Origin of the sequence: Streptomyces sp. NBC_00377, from assembly GCF_036075115.1 — a bacterium.
GTDB lineage: Bacteria > Actinomycetota > Actinomycetes > Streptomycetales > Streptomycetaceae > Streptomyces.
On record NZ_CP107958.1, the window covers coordinates 1,228,741 to 1,249,261 of the forward strand.

Sequence of the window (20,521 nt, forward strand, 5' to 3'; positions counted from 1 at the left end):
TTCAGCTCCGCTCCGGCATCACGAACTCGCACCAGACGCACTTTCCGCCGCCGCGCGCCTCCACGCCCCAGGCATCGGCGAGCCGGTCCACCAGCAGCAGACCCCGCCCGGAGACCCCCGACTCGCCCGCCTCACGGCGGCGCGGGAGGGCGCTGGAAGTGTCCTCCACCTCGACGCGCAGCCGGTGCTCGGTGCCGGTGAGCACCCGCAGGGTGACGATCGCGGCGCCCTCGGTGTGCATGAGCGCGTTGGTGATCAGCTCGTCGGCGACCAGTTCGACCTCGTCGGAGCGGTCCCCGGCGCCCCAGGTACGGACGGCCGCGCGGATCATGTGCCGGGCCTCGCTGAGCGCCTCGGGGTCGCCGGGCGCCACATGCTGCTGGAGCCGGTTCCCGGCCTGGGGACTGTCGGGGCCGCGCCGGCGCAGCAGCAGCAGCGCCACGTCGTCGTCGCCGCCGCGCTCCTCGGCGACCTCGATGAGCTGGTCGGCGAGCTGGCGGACGTCCTCGGGGCCCGCGGCGATCAGGGCGGAGAGGGCCTTCATGCCGTCGTCCAGGTCGGCGCCGGGCTGCTCCACCAGGCCGTCGGTGCACAGCAGCAGGGTGTGACCTGGGTCGAGCTCCACCGTGCCGACCGGGTACTCGAGGCTGCCGAACTCGGCGGACAGGCCGAGCGGCAGCCCGCCGGGCAGCGGGAGGCGCCGGCAGGTCCCGTCGGGGCCGCGCAGCAGGGGGTCGATATGACCGGCGCGCACCACCTGGACGACCCCCGTGGAGAGGTCGGCCTCCGCGTACAGGCAGGTGGCGAAGCGGTCGGTGTCGAGTTCGTGCAGGAAGACGGAGGCGCGGGCCATCACGGTGGCCGGGGTGTGGCCCTCGGCCGCGTAGGCCCTCAGGACGATGCGCAGCTGGCCCATCACGGCGGCGGCATGGGTGTCATGGCCCTGGACGTCGCCGATGACGGCTCCGACCCGGCCTCCCCCGGAGGGGGCGCCCCCGGGGAGCGGGATCAGGTCGTACCAGTCGCCGCCGATGTCCCGGCCCTGGGAGCCGCCGATGGTGGCGGCGCGGTAGCGGACGGCGACGTCGGCGCCGGGGACGCTGGGGATGGTGCGCGGCAGCATGGCCTGCTGGAGGCCCTGCGCGATGTCCTTCTCCTGTTCGTAGAACATGGCCCGTTGCAGGCTCTGCGCGATGCTGCTCCCCAGGGCGACCAGTATGTTGCGGTCCTCCGGGGTGAAGCCCCGGCGGTCGCTGTAGAGCAGGCCCATCGCGCCGATCGGGCGGGCCTGCACGATGAGCGGCAGATAGGCCGCCGAGGTGATCTTCAGATCGCTGAGGTGCGGCCACAGCACGGGGTAGCCGCGGGCGAACTCCTCCGGCGACTCGATGAAGCGGGGCGTCAGGGTCCGCACGACCTCGCTCATCGGATAGGGCTCGTCGAGGCGGGTGACCAGCGTGCCGGGCACGAAGCTGCCCTCCGGGCCCTCGGCGATCAGCCGGATGCGGCCGGCCTCGACCAGGCCCATGACCAGGCTTGTCGCGCCGAGGTGGGTGAGGCCGTGGGTGTCCTTGAGGACGTCGATGACGTCGCGCACGGTGCGGGCGTGCGCCAGCGCCGCCGTGGTGAGCTGGACGACGTTGGTCTGCTCGCGGCGCGCGTCGTCGAGGTCGGCCTCGTCGCGGCGGGCGGCGAGATCGCTGAGCTCGTCGGTGGCGTCCCGCACGATGCCCACGATGCGACGCGGGCGGCCGGTCCCGTCGCGCCGGATGTATCCCTGGGTGTGGGTCCAGCGCAGGGTGCCGTCGCGCAGCCGCATGCGGAAGTAGGCGCCGTAGTTCTCGCTGCCGTCCTTGATGGCCTGGGCGACCAGCTCGTCGAGGCGGATGCCCTCGGCCGGCGGGACCCGGACGGCGAGGGTGACGGGGTCGCCGTCGTACTCGTCGGGCCGCAGGTCGAAGATCTCGTGGGCGCAGGCGTCCATGTGGAACTGCCCCGAGTCCAGGTCCCAGTCGAAGCTGCCCATACGGTTGAGCGCCAGGATCGGATCCGGGTGGGCGGGCCAGTCGTCCGGGAGGGACAGGGCGCTCGCTCCCCGATCAGCCATGGGCCCACCTTGCCAGGGTTTGCCCGATTCTTCGACCGGGGAGCGGGGGCGGGCCCGCGGCAACGGTTCAGCCCATGACGACGTCGACGGGGCTGCCGAAGACGCTGTCCGACGGGTCGAGCGCGTCGGACTCGTCCGGTCCGTCGGGGATCAGCCCGCCGCCGTCGGGCAGGTCGGGGATCTCCGGGACGGTCTCCGGGCCGATCTCGGCGGGATCGACACCGCGGTCGAGATCGGAACCGGACCCTTCGCCGGCGTCTGCGTCTGCGTCCGCGTCGGATACGACGGCGGAATCCGGGTGGGCGGCCGGTGGATCGGCGAAGGGGTCGCCGGAGACGACACGTCCTTCGGCCGCCGGGAGGACGGCGTCCGCGCCCGGCATCGTGATCTTCTCCTCCGCACCGACGCGTCCGGCGACGAGGAGCGCCGCCGAGAGCGCGCAGGCGGTGAGGAGTGTGGCAGTGGGTAGTCGCACCACGTTCTCCGCATCGTCTCGGTCCGTCCCCCTGGTGATTCGCCCACTATTGTCTGATCGGCACACCGGGGTCACGCAACTGGAGGATGCGGACACGAACAGTGACCGGGGGGACCGAGAGAAGGAGCGCAGGGCCGTGGACTGGTTCACCGCACCCGAGTACGGACTGAGCCGACTGGTGTTCCAGCGGGCCCTGGCCGGTCTGTACCTGGTGGCGTTCCTGACGGCGGCCCTCCAGTTCCGGGCGCTGCTCGGCGAGCGGGGGATGCTGCCGGTGCCCCGATTCGTCGAGCGGGTGCCCTTCCGGCGGGCGCCGAGCCTGTTCCAGCTGCGCTACTCCGACCGGCTGTTCGCGGGCTGCGCCTGGACGGGCTGTGCGGTCTCGGCGGCCCTGCTCGCCGGCCTCGACGGTCTGCTGCCCCTGTGGGCGGCGATGCTGCTGTGGCTGGTGCCGTGGGCGCTGTACCTGTCGATCGTCAACGTGGGCCAGACCTGGTACGGGTTCGGCTGGGAATCACTGCTGCTGGAGACCGGCTTCCTCGCCGTGTTCCTCGGCAACGACGAGGTCGCCCCGCCGGTCCTCGTGCTCTTCCTGATGCGCTGGATCCTGTTCCGGGTCGAGTTCGGCGCGGGTCTGATCAAGATGCGGGGCGACGCCTGCTGGCGGAAGCTGACCTGCCTCTACCACCACCACGAGACCCAGCCGATGCCCGGCCCGCTGAGCTGGTTCTTCCATCATCTGCCGAAGCCGCTGCACCGGGTGGAGGCGGCGGCCAACCACTTCACCCAACTCATCGTGCCGTTCCTGCTGTTCGCCCCCCAGCCGATCGCGACGGCGGCCGCGTCCCTGATGATCCTGACCCAGTTGTGGCTGGTGCTGTCGGGCAACTTCGCCTGGCTGAACTGGATCACCGTGGTCCTGGCCGTACCCGCGCTCGAACTGCCCGCCGGATCCCGGCCGGCCCCCGGCGCGCCCCTCTGGTACGAGACCGTGGTCCTCGCCGCGGCCGCACTCCTGCTGTTCCTCAGCCACCGCCCGGTGGTCAACATGCTCTCCCGACGCCAGGTCATGAACCGCTCCTTCGATCCGCTGCACCTGGTCAACACCTACGGAGCGTTCGGCAGCGTGAGCCGGATCCGCTACGAGGTGGTGGTCGAGGGCACGCTCGACGACGTGCCCCGCGAGGACTCCGACTGGCGGGAGTACGAGTTCAGGGGAAAGCCGGGCGATCCCCGGCGCCGGCCACGCCAGTTCGCCCCGTACCATCTGCGCCTGGACTGGATGATGTGGTTCGCGGCGCTCTCCCCCGCGTACGCCGGGGCGTGGTTCACCGCTCTGGTGGAGCGGCTGCTGGAGAACGACCGGGACACACTGAAGCTGCTGCGCCGCTCCCCGTTCCCGCCCGACGAGCCCCCGCGCCACATTCGCGCCCGTCTCTTCCGCTACCGCTACACGACCTGGCGGGAGTTGCGGGAGACGGGCGCGTGGTGGCGGCGGACGTATGTGCGGGAATACCTGCCGCCGACGCGGCTGGCGGGGACGGCTCAGAGGTCGTAGACCCGGACCGCGGTGGCTCCGAAGATCTCCGTGTGCGTGGCCGGGTCCGTCAACTGCCGTGCGAGCTCCAGTACTTCGCCGTAGGACGCGGTGGGCGTGCACACCGGCCAGTCCGAGCCGAACATCAGCCGGGCCGGGCCGAAGGCCTCCAGCACCGTGTCCGCGTACGGGCGCAGGTCCTCGGCGGTCCAGGACGCGGGGTCGGCCTCGGTGACCATGCCGGACAGCTTGCACACCGTGTTGGGCAGCGCCGCGAGGGCCCGCACCCGGGACGCCCAGGGCTCCAGCACGCCGGAGGCGATCGGGGGCTTGCCCAGGTGGTCCAGGACGAAGGTGAGTCCGGGCAGCCGGGCAGCCGCCTCGACACAGGCCGGGAGCTGGTGGGGCAGCACCACCAGATCGTGGACGAGGCCGGCGGCGGCCACGGCGGCGAGTCCGCGCAGTACGTCGTCCCGCAGCAGCCATCGCGGGTCCGGCTCGCCCTGGACCTGGTGGCGGATGCCCTTGAGGTGGCGGCCGCCGGGCAGCTCCCTCAGCCGGGCGAGTTCCTCGGCGATGTCCGGGCGGGTGAGGTCGGTCCAGCCGACGACCCCGGCGACCAGGTCGTTCGCGGCGGCGAGCGCCAGGAACTCGGGGGTCTCCGCGGCCACGGTGACCGTCTGGACGAGGACCGTACGGTCGACACCGGCCGCGCGGGCCTGCGGTGCGAGGTCCCCGACGGTGAAGTCCCGCCGCAGCGGGCTGCCTTCGGCGATCCAGTCCTGGTCCCGTACCGAGAGATCCCAGAGGTGGTGGTGCGCGTCGACGGTCATGGCAGCTCCCACACGACGGGCAGGCCGGCGGCGGCGCCCTCGTCGGAGTAGTCGTGCACCACCTCGAGCAGCCCGGCCATCCGCGCCTGCCACTCCACGTTGACCGGAAGTTTCTCCAGCTCGGCGAGGAGGCGTGCGTAGTCCTCGCACTCCAGCAGGTGGAACAGGTCGACGCCGCTTCGCCAGATCGTCCATGAGACGGCGCCGGCGGCGCGGATGGCGTCGGTCAGTTCCTTCGGCACCTCACGGTGGGCGGCCTCGTACGCGGCGATGCGGTCCGCGCGGACCCTGGTGTGCAGGGCGACCCTCATGACGGCTCCTCGGAGGTGAGCAGGCCCGTGTCCCGCAGTTCCCGCCAGAAGGCGGCGGGGACGGGAGTCGCGAACTGTTCGGCGCAGTCCCGTACCTCGGCCGCCGAGCGGGTGCCCACCAGGACGCTCGCGACGGCCGGGTGGGCGGCACAGAACGCCAGGGCGGCGGCCCGCAGGGTGATGCCGTGCCGGTCGGCGGTCTCCTTCATGCGCAGGGCCCGGTCCAGCAGCTCGCCGGGCGCCCGTGTGTAGTCGAACGTGGCGTCCGGCCCGGGGTCGGCCAGCAGACCGGAGTTGAAGGCGCCCCCGACCACCACCGACACCCCCCGCTCGACGGCGGCGGGCAGCAGGTCGGCTGCGGCCCGCTGGTCGAGCAGCGTGTAGCGGCCCGCGCACAGCACCACGTCGACGTCCGTGTCCCGCACGAAACGCGTGAGCATCTCCGCCTGGTTCATCCCGGCGCCGATCGCCCCGACGACGCCTTCCGAGCGCAGCTTCTCCAGCGCCGGGTAGCCCTCGCGGAAGGCCTGTTCGGCGTGGTCGTCGGGGTCGTGGAGGTAGACGACGTCCACCCGGTCGAGGCCGAGCCGTTCCAGGCTGGCCTCCAGGGAGCGCCGTACGCCGTCGGCGCTGAAGTCCCACACCCGGCGGTGGGTGGCGGGGACGGCGAAGCCGTCGGCCAGGTCGTCGCCGCCCCGGTCGGCCGGTTCCAGCAGGCGGCCCACCTTGGTCGAGAGGGTGTACTGCGCACGGGGGTGCGCGCGCAGGGCCGCGCCCAGACGGCGTTCGGACAGGCCGAGGCCGTAGTGCGGTGCCGTGTCGAAGTAGCGGATGCCCTGCTGCCAGGCGGCGGCCACCGCCGTGTGGGCCTGCTCCTCGCCGACCTCGGTGAAGAGGTTGCCGATGACGGCGGCGCCGAAGGCGAGCGGGCTGACCGGGACGCCGCTGCGTCCGAGGCTTCTCACTGGGCCACCGGCCGCAGCCGCAGGCCCTGCATCCCGCCGTCGACGGCGAGGGCGGTGCCGGTGGTGGCGCCGGACAGCGGGCTCGCGAGATAGGCGATGGCGCCGGCGACCTCCGCGGCCCTGACCAGCCGGCCGGTGGGCTGACGGGCCTCCAGGGCGGTGCGTTCGGCGGCCGGGTCGTCGGCCGCGTCGAGCAGCCGGCCCACCCACGGGGTGTCCGCGGTGCCGGGGTTGACGCAGTTGACGCGGATGCCCTCGCGGACGTGGTCGGCGGCCATGGCGAGGGTCAGCGAGTACACCGCGCCCTTGGTCGCGCTGTAGAGCGCGCGCTGCGGCAGGCCGGCGGTGGCGGCGATGGAGCACGTGTTGACGATCGCCGCGTGCGAGGAGCGCCTCAGGTGCGGCAGGGCGGCGCGGGCCGTGCGGACCATGCCGACGACGTTGACGTCGAAGACCCGGTGCCATGCGGCGTCGTCATTGTCCTCGACCGTGCCCTGCGCGCCGATGCCCGCGTTGTTGACCAGGACGTCCAGCCCGCCGAGGCCGGCGACGGTGGCCTCCACCGCCGCCCGCACGGAGGCGTCGTCGGTGACGTCGGCGCGAAGCCCGAGAGCGGGCTCGGCCACGCCCGAGGGGTCCAGGTCGAGGACGGCGACCCGGGCGCCGCGCTCGGCCAGGAGCTCCGCGGTCGCCCGGCCGATGCCGGAGGCGCCCCCCGTCACCAGGGCCGTCAGCCCTTCGAAGTCGCTCACGCCGCCTTCTCCTTCCGGATCATGGGGTCGGCGTCCCGGAGCTCGCCGCCGGGGTGCGTGCACCACCCGCGGGTTGTCGGATCCGGGTCCGCTGCCGCATATTTATCAGACCACTTCCGCTCCGCAACACCCCCCGGGTAACTTTCGGGCGGGTTCACTGCTTCAAGTGGTCCGACCACTGCGAGGGCTGGATCGTGGGGCACCGGCGACAGGAGAGGCCACGTGGAAAACTCCCCGCGCAGCGGGACCGGCGCCGTGAAGGGCACGGTGACCCAGCGCGCCATCGAGCGGATCAAGGCGATGATCACCGACGGGCTGCTGGAGCCGGGCCAGCGGCTGCCGACCGAGCGTGATCTGGCGGCCCAGCTGGGCATCTCCCGCAGCTCGATGCGCGAGGCCATCCGGGCGCTCACCGTGCTGGGGGTGCTGGAGGCCCGGCACGGTTCCGGGATCTACGTCACCGCGCTGAACGCGGGTGATCTGCTGGAGACGTTCGGCGTGGTCGCCGATCTGTCCCGGGGACCGCGTCTGGTCGAACTGCTCCAGGTGCGCCGGATCCTGGAGTCGACGGCCACCGCGCTGGCGGCGGCCCGCATTACCCCGGACCAACTGGCCGTCGTCGAGGGGCATCTGGCGGCGATGAACGCGACGGACGACCCGGAGGAGATCCTCGCGCACGACCTGGAGTTCCACCGGGTGATCGCGGCGGCCGCCGGCAACGAGACGATGGCGGCGATCCTCGACGGTCTCTCCTCGCGCACCTTCCGGGCCCGGGTGTGGCGCGGCTACCAGGAGGAGGGCGCCTTCGCCCGCACCCGCCGGGAGCACGCCGCGATCCACCGCGCGCTGGCCGCCCGGGATCCGGAGGCCGCCCGGGCGGCGGCGGCCTCCCATGTGGGCGAGGTGGAGGAGTGGCTTCGGGCCCAGGTGCGTGCCGAGTCACGGCCGCCTCTCGACGCGGGACTCCCTGCGGGGCAGAGTTCTCCTCGTACCCGCCAGTAGCGCACACACCGAGGGAGCTGCCTGTGACCAGCTGGGTCGGCCGGACCGCCGTCGAGATCGCCGCCGCCGTACGCGCGAAGGAGGTCACGCCGCGCGAGGTGGTGGCCGAGCACCTGGCACGGATCGAGCGGCTGGACGGCCGGATCGGGGCCTTCCGTACGGTGCGGGCCCGGGCGGCCCTGGCGGAGGCCGACGCGCTGGCCGCCCGCGGTGACCTGGACGGGCTGTCACTGGCCGGGGTGCCGGTGGCGGTCAAGGACAACCTCGGCGTGCGGGGCGAGTCGACCCGGGTGGGCTCGGCCGCGACGCCGGACACCCCGGCCGACGCCGACCATGTCACGGTGGCCCGGCTGCGGGCGGCCGGTGCGGTGGTCGTGGGCCTGACCAACGTGCCGGAGCTGTGTGTCTTCGGCACCACGGAGGGCGTGCACGGCACGGCCCGCAACCCCTGGGACACCTCCCGCACGGCGGGCGGCTCGTCGGGCGGCAGCGCGGCCGCGGTCGCCGCCGGCCTGGTGCCGATCGCCCTCGGCAACGACGGCATGGGGTCGCTGCGCATCCCGGCGGCCAACTGCGGCCTGGTGACCATCAAGCCGGGCCACGGGGTGGTACCGGCCGGCATCGGGAACGGCGACTGGTTCGGGATGTCCGAGAACGGTCCGCTCGCGACGACGGTCGAGGACGCCCGGCTGATGCTGTCGGTCCTGGCGGACACCGACGTCGCGGCGGTCGAGGAGCCCGGTGCGCTCAAGATCGCCGTGTCCGTGCGCAGCCCGCTGGCCGGGGTCACGGTGAGCAAGCCGTACACGGGCGCGGCGCGGGAAGCGGCCGGGGTGCTGGTCCGGGCGGGCCATCACGTGGAGCGGGCCGAGCCGCCCTACCCACTGTCGCTGGGTGTGACGTCGCTCGCGCACTGGACGGCGGGCACGGCCGTGGACGCCGCGAGTCTGGACGCCCGGCTGCTGACCCGGCGCACCCGGGTGCACGCGGCATTGGGCCGGCGCTTCCTGCCGGGGGTGCGGCGCGGCTCGGCACGGGACGTCCTGCGCGGGCGTCTCGAGCCGTTCTTCGCGCAGTACGACGTGCTGCTCACGCCCGCGCTGGCCCGGCGGTCTCCGAAGTCGGCGCCGTGGGACGAGCGGGGCTGGCTGCGCAACGTCCTGGTGAACACGAACTACTCGCCGCTGACCCCACCGTGGAACCTGACGGGCTGGCCGGCGATGGCGGTCCCCTTCGGCACCCTGCCGTCCGGTGCTCCGACCGCCGTGCAGCTGGTGAGCCGGCCGGGGCGGGAAGGCGAACTGCTTCGGCTGGCCGGACAGTTGGAGGAGCTGCGTCCGTGGCGGCGGACGGCTCCGCTCGACTGAGCGGAGCCGAGAGCCCGGCATGGGCGCGCCCTGTGGGGCACGCCCATGCGAGCGATCGCGAGCGGGGATTCAGTCCACACTGGGCAGGATGTGGGGCTCGGCGAGGTCTTCCTCGTAGCCCGCCAGGCGGATGGGGGCGGAGCGGGCCCACACGTCGAGGCTGCCGATCTCGCCGGGCCGGCGGCCGGCCCGCTCCGGGCGTTCCTTGGGGCGTTGCTCGCGATTCGTCTTCTCCGGTGTCACCGCGCACTCCTTATGTGTCGGGTCACCCTCGGGGCGTGCCGGCCAGTCTGCGGTCCGGCGCCTGACGCTCCCTCGGGTCCTGCTCAAGTCGGTCGAGGACGCGGTGGCGCCGGCAACTTCTTGGAGGGCGAGCCGTTGTGAAGCGGCTTGTCCCATGACGGACCGTGGGTGTGGGTGGCACTCCGTACTGCTGTCCGTCGGTACAGGGTAACCAAATGAGCGGACAACCGCTCGATAGGGCTGAAAATTTGGGGTAACCATGGCAAGTCACCCGTATGTCCCCGCAGGTGAATTGAACCTTTTTACACCCTGACGCACCCTTCGGGTTCACCCGTTCGGGGGATGAGGGTGGGCGTGGCGTGCGCGTGGCGCTCGCGCGGAACCACGCACTCGTCGGCGAGTCCGCCGCGCAGTTCAGGCGCTGTTCGTCCGGCCGCAAACCGGCCATGGTCTGCTGGCGTCCGGCAAGGGCTGTCTCGCGGAAGGACTGACGCATGGAGCTGCGCAGCGTCGAGGAGCTGATGGACCTGCTGTACGCCTGCCGGGGCCTGCGGGACACGCCGGACCGCGGCGGGCCGGGCGCCGATCTGCACGATCACGCGCTCCGGACGGCCGCGCTGCTGCGCCGCAGCCGTCCGGCCGACAAGGAACTCCAGCTCACCGGGCTGGTCCACCCCATAGGCCATCTGCTGTCACCCGCCGACGCCACCGGCCGGCCGGAACGGGCCGCCGACGCCGTACGGCCCCTGCTCGGCAGCCGCGTCGCCCGCCTCGTCGCCCTGCACCCCTGGCACGGCGCCGACGACGACCTGTTCAGCCTGCGCCAGGCCGACGAGGACGGCCTGGCCGCCGGGTTCGACGCGGGCGTGCTGGAGGACTGGCGCACGGTACTGGAACTGGTGGCGACCCGGAACTCCCGCCTCGGGGCTGTCGACTGACGGCTCGTCATGAGACCGTACGCCGATGACGTCGTCGTACGGGTTACGGGACAGGGCCGCCGTCGTCACGGGGGCCACGCGCGGGATCGGCCGAGCCGTGGCACGAGCGCTCGTCGACGCCGGGGCGCGGGTGTGCGTCAGCGCACGGGACCCGGACCAGGTGCGCCGCGCGGCCGACGAGCTGGACGGCGTGGGACTGGCAGGTGATGTCGGGGACCCCGGCCATCCCGAGGCGCTGACGCGGCTGTGCCTGGAGGCGTTCGGCCGGCTCGACGTGCTGGTCAACAACGCGGCGACCAACCAGCCCTACGGACCGCTCATGGAGGCCGACCCGCTCGCCTGGCGGGAGGCGTTCACCGTGAACGTCGAGGCGCCGCTGCGGCTGGTGCAGTGCGCGTGGCGGGGCTGGATGCGCGAGCACGGAGGAGCCGTGGTCAACATCTGCACCGAGGGCGCGACCCATGTCGGACCGCGGGTGGGCGCGTACGGCACCAGCAAGTCGGCCCTGCTGCACCTCACCCGGCAGCTCGCGGGCGAACTGGGCCCGGGGGTGCGGGTGAACTCCGTCTCCCCCGGCCTGGTGAGGACCGAGATGGCCCGCTTCCGGTGGGAGCCGGAGGAGGCGCGGATCGCGCCGGGTCTGCCGCTGGGCAGGATCGGTGAGCCCGAGGACGTGGCGCGGGCGGTGCTGTGGCTGGCCTCGGACGAGGCCGCCTGGGTCACCGGCGCCGACCTGGTGGTCGACGGCGGCACGAGGGTGCGGGCGGCACGCCCCGGACCCTCGGAGGAGGACCCGGCGGGCGTCACCCGCACCCCGGGCCCTCACCACTTGCCGGGCGCGTAGTCCTTCAGGAATACCCCGTACAGATCCTCGCCCTGCTCGCCGCGCACGATCGGGTCGTAGACGCGGGCCGCGCCGTCGACCAGGTCCAGCGGGGCGTGGAAGCCCTCCTCGGCGAGGCGCAGCTTGTCGTAGTGCGGTCGCTCGTCGGTGATCCAGCCCGTGTCGACCGAGGTCATGAGGATGCCGTCGCTCTGGAACATCTCCTGGGCGCTGGTCCGCGTGACCATGTTCATCGCGGCCTTGGCCGCGTTCGTGTTCGGGTGCCCCGCGCCCTTGTAGCCGCGGCCGAAGACACCTTCCATCGCCGAGACGTTCACGACGTACGCACGCCCGCTGCTCGCCTTCCCCGCGGCGTCGGCCATGGCCGGGCGGAGCTTGCTGATCAGGATGAACGGTGCCGTGTAGTTGCACAGCTGGGTCTCGAGGAGCTCCACCGGGGAGATCTGCTCGATGGTCTGCACCCAGGTGTTGCTGTCCACGACGTCCGGGACCAGACCGCCCGCGTCGATGGCGGTGCCGTCGAGGTGCCGGGCGATGCTGGCGTTGCCCGCCACCAGGGCGAGGTCCGCGACCTGCTGCGCGTCCGGCCCGCCGGTGCCCAGGGGCAGCGCGGCGAGCCCGTCGACCGCACCGGAGCCGAAGGCGCCGATGACATGGTGGGCGGGCAGCTCACCGGCGGGCAGCGGGGCACTCTCGCCGCCCACCAGGGCCGCGTAGGCGGAGGGCAGACGGCGTACGGTCTGGGTCGCGTTGTTGACGAGGATGTCGAGCGGGCCCGCCTCGGCGACCCGGTCGGCGAGGGCGACGGCCTGCGCCGGGTCGCGCAGGTCGATGCCCACGACTTCCAGGCGGTGCATCCAGTCGGCGGAGTCGTCCATGGCCATGAAGCGGCGGATGGCGTCCTTCGGGAAGCGCGTCGTGATCGTCGTGTGGGCGCCGTCGCGCAGCAGCCGCAGGGCGATGTACATGCCGATCTTGGCGCGGCCGCCGGTGAGCAGCGCGCGCTTGCCGGTCAGGTCGGCGCGGGCGTCGCGGCGGGAGCGGTTCTCGGCGGCGCAGTCCGGGCAAAGTTGGTGATAGAAGTAGTCGACCTCGACGTACCGGGTCTTGCAGGTGTAGCAGGAGCGCGGGCGCTGGAGTATCCCCGCGACCCGGCCCTCCTCGGTGACCGAGGACGGCAGGATCCCCTCGGTCTCGTCGTCGATGCGCTGGGCGGAACCGGTCGCGGTGGCCTCGGTGACCGCCTTGTCGTGCGCGGTCTTGGCGGCCCGGCGGTCCTGGCGGCGGCGCTGCTTGACGGTGCGGTAGACGCCGGCGGTGGCCCGGCGCACGGCGATCGCGTCGGGGTGGTCGACGTCCAGCTTGTCGAGCTCGTCCAGCACGGCGAGGCAGACGGCGAGCCGCTCCGGGTCGATACCGGGCCCGTGCACGACCTCGTCCACGACCTCCTGCGTGATCGCCGCCGAGCCGTCCTCTGTCACCGTCATCGCGCTGCCGCTTCCCTGATCACCCGTGCGGCGCTCCGACCGAGTCCGCCCTCGAACGGTGGATTTTACGGAGCACCGGGCCCGTCCTCCAAACCCGTTCGCGTCAAGACCCGCAGGCCGTGATGAGCGTCTCCACCTCGGCGGTCAGGGCCCGCGCGAACCGGTCGAGGTCGGGAACCGCCTCGGCGTCGGCGACGAGGCCGTAGTGGACCTGGCCGCGGTAGGTCGAGACGGCGACGGCCAGGGCCTGGCCGCGGGCCAGCGGGGCGTACGGGAAGACCTCGGTCACCGGGTTGCCGCCGAGCTTCAGACCGAGACTGGGCAGGGGCACGCTGGTGACGAGGATGTCGAACCAGAGCCGGGCGGCCTGGCCGACCAGCGGACCGCCGAGGCGGTGACCGATGGCCGGGACGTGGTCGGCGAGGAGGGCGACGGCGCCTGCGCCACGGCCGGGTCCCGCGTCCTTGTTGCGGTCCATGGCGGCGCGGACCGTGCCGAGCCGGCGCAGCGGGTCGGGGTCGTCGACCGGGAGCCGCATCAGGTACCCGGAGAGCCGGTTGCCCTGCGGGTGCGCGGTGCGCGGGCGGCGTTTGGAGACGGGGATGAGCGCGCGCGGCACGACGCCCTCGCTGCCGTCCCCCCGCTCGTCGAGCCAGCGGCGCAGCGCCCCGGCGACGACGGCGATCAGCACGTCGTTGACGGTGCCGCCGGCGACCTTGCGGATCCGGTGCACGTCGTCGAGGTCGATGACGACCCCGGCGGTGCGGCGGGTGCCGGTGGGGGCCGCGGTGAGGGCGGGGGTGGGCCGCATGCCCAGGGTGTGCACGGCGACGGAGGCGCCGATGTCGAGGGCCCGGCCCACGTCGGAGACGGCCCCGCGCAGCAGGCCGGGCAGCCGGCGCACATCGGGCAGGAGCCCGCGGGCCGGTTCGGCGGGGCGGGGACGGGGGGCGGGCAGATCCATGGGGTCGAGGACGGCCGCGGCCAGGGTCAGGGCGCGCAGACCGTCGGCGAGGGCGTGGTGGAACTTGAAGAGCACGGCGAAGCGGTCACCGTCCTCGCCGGGCAGCACGTGGGCCTCCCAGGGCGGGCGGCCGCGCTCCAGGGGCCGTTCCATGAGCCGGCCGGCCTCGGCCTGGAAGTCGGCGGCGGGTGCGTGGAGTGTGACGTGATGGAGGGGGTCGAAGCGCGGGTCCGCCTCCCGTGTCGCGCCGCCGAAGGCGAGCGGACGGCGCAGGTCGAACGGCTCCGAGCGGTCGAACGGCCGCCACACGTCCCGGATGCGCATCCGCAGTCCGGGGACGGCGGCGGCACGGGCCGCGAGCAGGTCGGCCGCATGGGCGCCCGCGGTGGGCGACTGCGCCGTGAAGACGCCGAGCGCGCCCAGGTGCATGGGGTGCTCGGCCGACTCGAGATTCCAGAACGCCAGGTCGAGAGGCGCCAGCAGATCATCAGCAGTCAAGGGCTTGCCTCGCGTCGACGAGAAGGGTGAGGCAAGCAGTCAAGCCGGTCCGGGCGATTACGGTCAAGTACGATCACGCTACACACAGTTAACACTGCATTAAGTTCAGGACACCAGCTGGCCCTTTCCCAGGGCGATGACGCCGCCCTTGGACACCGTGTACAGCTCCGCGTCCCGCTCCGGGTTCACGCCGATGGTCGCACCCGGAGGGACCTCCACGTTCTTGTCGAGGACCGCCCCCCGCACGACCGCACCCCGTCCGATGTGCACGTTGTCGTGCAGGATCGACCCTTGCACGACCGCCCCCGGGTCGACCACCACGCCCGGCGACAGCACCGAGCGGGTGACCTGTCCGCGGATCAGGCACCCCGAACTGATGATCGACTCACCGGCGATGCCGCCCGCGTTGAAACGCGCCGGGGAGAGCTGGCCCGAGTGGGTGTAGATGGGCCAGCTGCGGTTGTACAGGTTGAAGGCGGGACGCTCGGCGATCAGGTCCATATGGGCGTCGTAGTACGCGTCGAGCGTGCCGACGTCCCGCCAGTAGCCCTGGTCGCGGGTGGTCTCGCCGGGCACGTGGTTGTCGTGGAAGTCGTAGAGCTGGGCCTCGCCGCGCTCGGTGAGCTGGGGCAGGATCGATCCGCCCATGTCGTGGACGGAGGTCTCGTCCTCGGCGTCCCGCTGGAGCGCCTCGATGAGCGCCTTGGTGGTGAAGATGTAGTTGCCCATCGACGCGAACACGCGCTCGGGATCGTCGGCCAGGCCCGGCGGGTCGGCGGGCTTCTCCAGGAAGCGATCGACCGTCAGCCCGTCCGAACCCGGGGTGATCACCCCGAAGGACGGCGACTCGGCGCGCGGGACACGGATCCCGGCCACGGTCACGCCCGCGCCGCTCTCGATGTGCTGGGTCAGCATCTGGCGCGGATCCATGCGGTAGACGTGGTCGGCGCCGAAGACGGCAACGTACTCGGGCCGTTCGTCGTAGATCAGGTTCAGCGACTGGAGGATGGCGTCCGCGCTGCCGAGGTACCAGTGCGGACCGAGCCGCTGCTGGGCCGGGACCGGGGTGATGTAGTTGCCGAGCAGGCTCGACATCCGCCAGGTGGTGGTGATGTGCCGGTCGAGCGAGTGCGACTTGTACTGCGTCAGCACGCAGATGCGCAGGATGTCGGCGTTGACGAGATTGGACAGCACGAAGTCGACGAGCCGGTACGTGCCACCGAAGGTGACCGCCGGTTTGGCGCGGTCGGCGGTGAGCGGCATCAACCGCTTGCCCTCGCCTCCCGCCAGTACGATGCCGAGCACCGAAGGCCCACCACGTCGCATGGCCGCTCCCCTCACCCTGGTTGAACCATGCTTGCCCCCGGCCGGGGGAACTAAGCCTGTTTGACGATCTCCTCGTACAGCCGGACCGTACGCCTGGCCACCGCGTCCCAGCCGAACTCCCGCACCGCCCGGGCGCGCCCCGCCTCACCCATGCGGCGCGCGGCCTGCGCGTCGCCGAGGACGGCGTCCAGCGCACGGCCGAGCCCCGCCTCGAAGGCGTCGTCCCCGTCGTCCACCGGCACGAGCGTGCCGGTCACGCCGTCCTCGACGACCTCCGGGATTCCGCCGACCCGGGAGGCCACGACGGGCGTGCCGCAGGCCATCGCCTCCAGGTTGACGATACCGAGCGGTTCGTACACCGACGGGCAGACGAACACGGCGGCGTGCGTGAGGAGCTGGATCACCTCGGGGCGCGGCAGCATCTTCGGGATCCAGTGCACGCCGTCCCGGGCGCGGCTCAGCTCCGCGAAGAGGTCGCGGAACTCCTTGTCGATCTCGGGCGTGTCGGGCGCTCCCGCACACAGCACGACCTGGGCCGCCGGGTCGACGTCCCGGACGGCGCGCAGCAGGTGGGGCACGCCCTTCTGCCGGGTGATCCGGCCGACGAACAGCACGAACGGCCGGTCCGGGTCGATGCCGATCCGGGTGAGCGCGTCGGTGCCGTGGTCGGGGCGGTACAGGGCGGTGTCGATGCCGTTGTGGACGACGTGGACCCGCTCCGGGGCGAGCGTCGGGTAGCAGGTGAGGATGTCCTCGCGCATCGCGCCGGAGACGGCGATCACCGCGTCGGCCGCCTCCACCGCGGTCCGCTCGGCCCAGCTCGACAGGGCGTAGCCGCCGCCGAGCTGCTCGGCCTTCCAGGGCCGCAACGGCTCGAGCGAGTGCGCGGTCACCACGTGCGGCACGCCGTACAGCTCCTTGGCGAGATGGCCGGCGAGGTTGGCGTACCACGTGTGGGAGTGGACGAGCTCGCGGCCTTCGAGGGCGGCCGCCATGGCGAGGTCCACGGAGAAGGTGCGCAGCGCGTCGTTGGCGCCGTCCAGCACGGGCCAGGGGCGGTGCCGCTGGACCCCTTCGGTGCGGCCCTCGCCCCAGCAGTGCACGTCGAGATCGACCAGCCGCCGCAACTCGCGGGCGAGGAATTCGACATGGACACCGGCGCCGCCGTAGACGTCCGGCGGATACTCCCGGGTCAGCAGTCCCACTCGCACCCAATAACCCCCATCTCGGCGACCGGTTCCCTTCATGGTCACCCACGCGGAGCGCGTGGGGAAGAGCACGGCTGTCGTGTGAAGCAACAGTCGCCGCAGACGCCTCCCCCCGGCACCCGGTAGTACAGGCAGCAGCTGCGGCGCCGGAACGCGGTGCCGGTCAGCGTGCCGGTGCGGGCGAGAAGGGGGTGGCTGAACAGTTCGGCGGTGAGGGTACGCGCGCGTGCGGCGGCGTCCGGGCGGCCGTTCGCCCGCGCCCACGCCTCCAGCAGGCGGCCCGCTCCGGCGAGCGCGGACGCGGAGTTGCCGCGCAGCAGGCCCGGCGCGATCCGGTGGCGGGCGCGCAGCGCCGCGTGGAGCGGTTCGAGGTGACCGCCGAGGACCGTGGCGGCCACGGTCGCCGCGTCCCCGGGCCGGGCCCGCACCTCGGTCAGCCACAGGTCGTCGGGGGCGGAGGCGTCCGGATCCCAGCGCAGCAGGTCCGGGGCGAGCTCGGGGACGCTCCCGTACAGGACGGCGCAGCCCAGCGTCACCGACCACAGCCGGGCCGCGAGGCCCTGCTGGGCCACGGAAGCCCCGATCCGCTCCTCCGGGGCACGTAGGGCCCGGGTGACCTTGCGGACCCGGAAGGACAGCGGATCGCCGTGCGCGTCCGGTGCCTCTTCCTCCGAGGCGTCCGGTGCCGCTTCCCCCGGGGCCACCGGTGCCGCTTTCCCCGGGGGAACCCGGTAGGCCCGGGCCAGGGTGGGCAGCGCCGGCGTCGGGTCACCGGGGCCGCCCGGGGGTCTGCGCAGGGCGAAGAAGGGGCCGAGGGGGCGGAGCGCGGCGAGATCGGGGTCCAGGTCCACGAGCTGCAGTAATACCAAGGGCGCCAGGGGTGCGGGTCAGGGGGATCCCTGGGCCGTCACCCGCCTGAGGGAGGACAGCGGGCTCGCAGTACTCCATCGGTAGTAGGACTTATTGCGTGCTTAGGTACGACGACGGGAACAGATCGACAGGGCATCGTGTTGGTCATGGAAGCCGACCGTTCGCCGCGCCGGGCCCCGCGCCCCCGCCTCACGCAGAGGAGCAGCTGATGAGCGCCCTCGCGTTGTCCGTGGTCCTGTCGCTCGTGTCCGCTGTCGCGTACGCGGCCGGGGCGATCGTGCAGGAGCAGGTCGCGCTGTCCTCGCCCGGCGAGGAGTACGCTCCGCTGCGCCGTCCGGGCTGGTGGGCCGCGGTGGCGCTGAACGGTCTCGGCGGACTTCTGCACGTGGTGGCGCTCGCCTACGGTCCTCTCAGCCTGGTTCAGCCGCTGGGCGCGCTGACCATCGTGTTCGCGCTGCCCATGGCCGCGCTGTTCGTCGGCCGCAGGGCCGGGTCGACGGCCTGGCGTGGCGCGATCATGGCGACGGTCGGGCTCGCCGGTCTGCTGTCCCTGGTCGGGGCGTCCGACGCGCAGTCGCTGAGCACCCCGCAGCGGGTCACCGTGGCCGTGGTCACCGCCGGCGCGGTGGTGGCGCTGATGGTGGCCGGGCGGGCCGCGCACCGGCACCCGGCGGTGCGCAGCATGCTGCTGGCGACCGCGTCGGGCATAGCGTTCGGCATGTCGTCGGTGTTCACCAAGACGGTCGCGGTCGACTGGACCGGAGGCGTCTCGGCGGCCGACATCCCCTCGCTGGCCGTGATCGGTGTGCTGGCCACGGCCGGCATGCTGCTGTCGCAGGCCTCCTACCGGGGCGCGGGCCTCGCGGCCCCGCTCGCCACGCTCACGGTGGTCAACCCGGTGGTGGCGGCCGTGGTCGGCATCACGATGTTCGGCGAGACGTTCCGCTACGGGACCACCGGCACCGTGCTCGCGCTGGGCTGCGGTGTGGTGGCGGCGGGCGGACTCATCCTGCTCACCACGGAACGTCTCCAGGCAGAGCGGCCGGAGCCGGCGACGGCCCCCCTCCCCGCCCCGCGCAGCCGGACGGGCACCGCCACGGCAGCGGTCACCGGTGCGGCGGCGGTCACCGCCTCGCACGCCGGGGAGAGCGTCGGCGCGGTGGCGTCCGGGGCCGGCTTCCCGGAACAGCCGGCCGCGTCAGGGCAGGAGAAGGCGCGGCCCACCGAGGCGGTGCTGAAGGACCTGTCGTCGGCCGAAGCGGTGCTGATGAAGGACCTCTTGCCGGTCGGTGCGGTGTTCCAGGACGTCCTGCCGGTCGAGGCGCTCGGCGACTCCCTGTCGGTCGAGGTGCTCGACGAACGGCTCGTACCCGCACCGGCACCGGCGGACGGGGAGGACCGCTTCGACGAGGACCTGCCCGGCCTGGACGACCTGAACGTGCCCCCGTCGTTCTACACGCCGCTGTACGGAGGTCTGTACGTCCCGATGCCGGTCGTGGACCGGCATCGGGAGCGGGTCAAATCCTGACGCCGCCGGCGCGCAGATAGGCCACCGGGTCGATGTCCGTCCCGAAACCTGGCCCGGTCCGCACCTCGAAGTGCAGGTGCGGACCCGTGCTGTTGCCGGTGGAACCGGACCGGCCGATGCGCTGTCCGCCACCCACCGACTGACCGTCGCGCACGGAGATCGCCGACAGGTGGGCGTACTGCGAGTAGCGGCCGTCGGCGTGCCGGATGACCACCTGGTAGCCGAAGGAGCCGGCCCAGCCCGCGCTCACCACCTCGCCCGCCCCGACCGCCTTCACGGACGTGCCGGTGGCCACGGGGAAGTCGACGCCGGTGTGGTAGCCCTTCGACCAGGATGAACCGGTCGCGTGGTAGGGCGTTCCGGTGCCGGCGCCGACGGGCGACACGAGGGCATGGCCGGTCGACGGCCTGTCGTCGTCCCTGGATCTGGTGCTCCTGGCCGGCTTGCTCTTCTTGGCACCCGGGGAGGTCTTCGGCTTCTCCGTCCGGTGCTTGGTGCTCGGGGGCCTGCTCGCGGCGTCCGCCCGGTCGCTCAGACTCAGCCGCTGGCCCGGGATGATGAGATCGGGATCGCCGCCGATGGTCGTCCGGTTGGCCGCGTAGAGCCCCTGCCAGCCGCCGTCGACGTCCTCGGTGTCCGCGATCCCGGAGAGCGTGTCGCCGCGTACGACGGTGTACATCTGCGCGGTACCCGCCCGGGACTGGGGTGTGCTCTGCGGCCGCACGTCGTCCAGGGACGTCTTCGACGTCTTGGCGGACGACTTGGACGACTTGGACGGCTTGGACGACGACCCGGAGTGCTTCGTCGACGTGCCGCCCGGGTGGATGTCGGGGGTGTCACCGCCGCGGCTCAGTCCGGCCCGCACCGAACAGACGGGCCAGGCGCCGGGCCCCTGCCCGTCCAGCACCTTCTCGGCCACCGCGATCTGCTGGTCCCTGGTGGCCAGATCCGCACGGGGCGCGTACCGCGTACCGCCGTACGCCTCCCATGTGGACTGGGTGAACTGGAGTCCGCCGTAGTAACCGTTGCCGGAGTTTATGTTCCAGTCGTTGGTCGACTCGCAAGCCGCGACCTTGTTCCAGGTGTCCACGTCGGCCGCCTGAGCGGCACCGGTGGCCATCAGCGGCAGCGCCATACCGGCACCGCCCGCCGTGACGGTGAGTGAGGCCCGGTTGATCCTGTTCGGCTGATACCGGCGGTGCCGGCCGCGTACGGCCATGGAGTTCCCCCTCGACATGCGTCAGGAGGGGCAAAAGTAAGGGCGCC

General features: G+C 72.8%; 19 protein-coding genes. 6 read left to right on the forward strand and 13 right to left on the reverse strand.

Annotated features, from left to right (window positions below):
* Position 1: 1 nt before the first annotated feature.
* Both OHS71_RS05565 and OHS71_RS05570 read right to left on the reverse strand, forming a co-directional pair.
* Positions 2 to 2,107, reverse strand: a complete 2,106-nt coding sequence (locus OHS71_RS05565) for a SpoIIE family protein phosphatase (RefSeq protein WP_328477393.1) — start codon at positions 2,105 to 2,107, stop codon at positions 2 to 4.
* Positions 2,108 to 2,174: 67 nt separating this feature from the next.
* Positions 2,175 to 2,582, reverse strand: a complete 408-nt coding sequence (locus tag OHS71_RS05570) for a hypothetical protein (RefSeq protein ID WP_328477395.1) — start codon at positions 2,580 to 2,582, stop codon at positions 2,175 to 2,177.
* A 136-nt stretch (positions 2,583 to 2,718) separates the two neighbouring features.
* On the opposite strand from OHS71_RS05570, the gene OHS71_RS05575 reads away from it, so the two are divergent.
* Complete coding sequence (locus OHS71_RS05575; protein WP_328477397.1) at positions 2,719 to 4,140, forward strand: lipase maturation factor family protein; 1,422 nt, start codon at positions 2,719 to 2,721, stop codon at positions 4,138 to 4,140.
* Here OHS71_RS05575 and OHS71_RS05580 read toward each other — a convergent pair.
* From OHS71_RS05580 to OHS71_RS05595, 4 genes are read right to left on the reverse strand one after another with little or no spacing between them, the layout of a single operon-like run.
* Complete coding sequence (locus OHS71_RS05580) at positions 4,128 to 4,952, reverse strand: amidohydrolase family protein (RefSeq protein WP_328477399.1); 825 nt, start codon at positions 4,950 to 4,952, stop codon at positions 4,128 to 4,130. The genes OHS71_RS05575 and OHS71_RS05580 overlap by 13 nt on opposite strands.
* Positions 4,949 to 5,263, reverse strand: coding sequence for an L-rhamnose mutarotase (locus OHS71_RS05585; RefSeq protein ID WP_328477401.1), 315 nt, complete (start codon positions 5,261 to 5,263; stop codon positions 4,949 to 4,951). The genes OHS71_RS05580 and OHS71_RS05585 overlap by 4 nt, the downstream gene beginning before the upstream one ends.
* Positions 5,260 to 6,228 carry an aldo/keto reductase gene (locus OHS71_RS05590; protein WP_328477403.1) on the reverse strand — a complete coding sequence of 323 codons (969 nt, stop codon included), beginning with the start codon at positions 6,226 to 6,228 and terminating at the stop codon, positions 5,260 to 5,262. The genes OHS71_RS05585 and OHS71_RS05590 overlap by 4 nt, the downstream gene beginning before the upstream one ends.
* A complete protein-coding gene (locus OHS71_RS05595) occupies positions 6,225 to 6,980 on the reverse strand; it encodes an SDR family NAD(P)-dependent oxidoreductase (RefSeq protein WP_328477405.1) in 756 nt (251 codons plus the stop codon). The genes OHS71_RS05590 and OHS71_RS05595 overlap by 4 nt, the downstream gene beginning before the upstream one ends.
* Before the next feature lie 222 nt (positions 6,981 to 7,202).
* Here OHS71_RS05595 and OHS71_RS05600 point away from each other — a divergent pair, with 222 nt between their 5' ends.
* Complete coding sequence (locus OHS71_RS05600) at positions 7,203 to 7,982, forward strand: FadR/GntR family transcriptional regulator (protein ID WP_328477407.1); 780 nt, start codon at positions 7,203 to 7,205, stop codon at positions 7,980 to 7,982.
* Between the two features lie 23 nt (positions 7,983 to 8,005).
* Positions 8,006 to 9,349 carry an amidase gene (locus OHS71_RS05605; protein WP_328477409.1) on the forward strand — a complete coding sequence of 448 codons (1,344 nt, stop codon included), beginning with the start codon at positions 8,006 to 8,008 and terminating at the stop codon, positions 9,347 to 9,349.
* Positions 9,350 to 9,418: 69 nt separating this feature from the next.
* Here OHS71_RS05605 and OHS71_RS05610 read toward each other — a convergent pair whose 3' ends face one another.
* Entirely contained in the window at positions 9,419 to 9,592 is a 174-nt protein-coding gene (locus OHS71_RS05610; protein WP_020127513.1) for a hypothetical protein, read from the reverse strand.
* 494 nt (positions 9,593 to 10,086) lie between these two features.
* Here OHS71_RS05610 and OHS71_RS05615 point away from each other — a divergent pair, with 494 nt between their 5' ends.
* On the forward strand, positions 10,087 to 10,530 hold the full coding sequence (locus tag OHS71_RS05615; RefSeq protein WP_328477411.1) for a hypothetical protein: 444 nt from the start codon (positions 10,087 to 10,089) through the stop codon (positions 10,528 to 10,530).
* 25 nt (positions 10,531 to 10,555) lie between these two features.
* Positions 10,556 to 11,374, forward strand: coding sequence for an SDR family oxidoreductase (locus OHS71_RS05620; protein WP_328477413.1), 819 nt, complete (start codon positions 10,556 to 10,558; stop codon positions 11,372 to 11,374).
* On the opposite strand, the gene OHS71_RS05625 is transcribed toward OHS71_RS05620, so the two are convergent.
* From OHS71_RS05625 to OHS71_RS05645, 5 genes are all read right to left on the reverse strand, one after another.
* Positions 11,353 to 12,861, reverse strand: a complete 1,509-nt coding sequence (locus OHS71_RS05625; RefSeq protein WP_328477415.1) for an SDR family NAD(P)-dependent oxidoreductase — start codon at positions 12,859 to 12,861, stop codon at positions 11,353 to 11,355. The genes OHS71_RS05620 and OHS71_RS05625 overlap by 22 nt on opposite strands.
* Positions 12,862 to 12,964: 103 nt before the next feature.
* The gene (locus OHS71_RS05630) at positions 12,965 to 14,323 is read right to left on the reverse strand and encodes a wax ester/triacylglycerol synthase family O-acyltransferase (protein ID WP_328477417.1); all 1,359 of its coding nucleotides are present in this window, start codon (positions 14,321 to 14,323) and stop codon (positions 12,965 to 12,967) included.
* Positions 14,324 to 14,428: 105 nt separating this feature from the next.
* The gene (gene glgC / locus OHS71_RS05635) at positions 14,429 to 15,649 is read right to left on the reverse strand and encodes a glucose-1-phosphate adenylyltransferase (protein WP_328477419.1); all 1,221 of its coding nucleotides are present in this window, start codon (positions 15,647 to 15,649) and stop codon (positions 14,429 to 14,431) included.
* A gap of 50 nt (positions 15,650 to 15,699) precedes the next feature.
* Entirely contained in the window at positions 15,700 to 16,860 is a 1,161-nt protein-coding gene (glgA, locus tag OHS71_RS05640) for a glycogen synthase (protein ID WP_328477421.1), read from the reverse strand.
* 38 nt (positions 16,861 to 16,898) lie between these two features.
* The gene (locus OHS71_RS05645) at positions 16,899 to 17,726 is read right to left on the reverse strand and encodes a (2Fe-2S)-binding protein (RefSeq protein WP_443046860.1); all 828 of its coding nucleotides are present in this window, start codon (positions 17,724 to 17,726) and stop codon (positions 16,899 to 16,901) included.
* 209 nt (positions 17,727 to 17,935) lie between these two features.
* Between OHS71_RS05645 and OHS71_RS05650 the strand changes: the two genes are divergently transcribed.
* A complete protein-coding gene (locus OHS71_RS05650) occupies positions 17,936 to 19,255 on the forward strand; it encodes a DMT family transporter (RefSeq protein WP_328477423.1) in 1,320 nt (439 codons plus the stop codon).
* On the opposite strand, the gene OHS71_RS05655 is transcribed toward OHS71_RS05650, so the two are convergent.
* Positions 19,245 to 20,474, reverse strand: coding sequence for a transglycosylase family protein (locus OHS71_RS05655; RefSeq protein ID WP_328477425.1), 1,230 nt, complete (start codon positions 20,472 to 20,474; stop codon positions 19,245 to 19,247). The two genes, OHS71_RS05650 and OHS71_RS05655, sit on opposite strands and share 11 nt — an antisense overlap.
* Between the last annotated feature and the right edge of the window lie 47 nt (positions 20,475 to 20,521).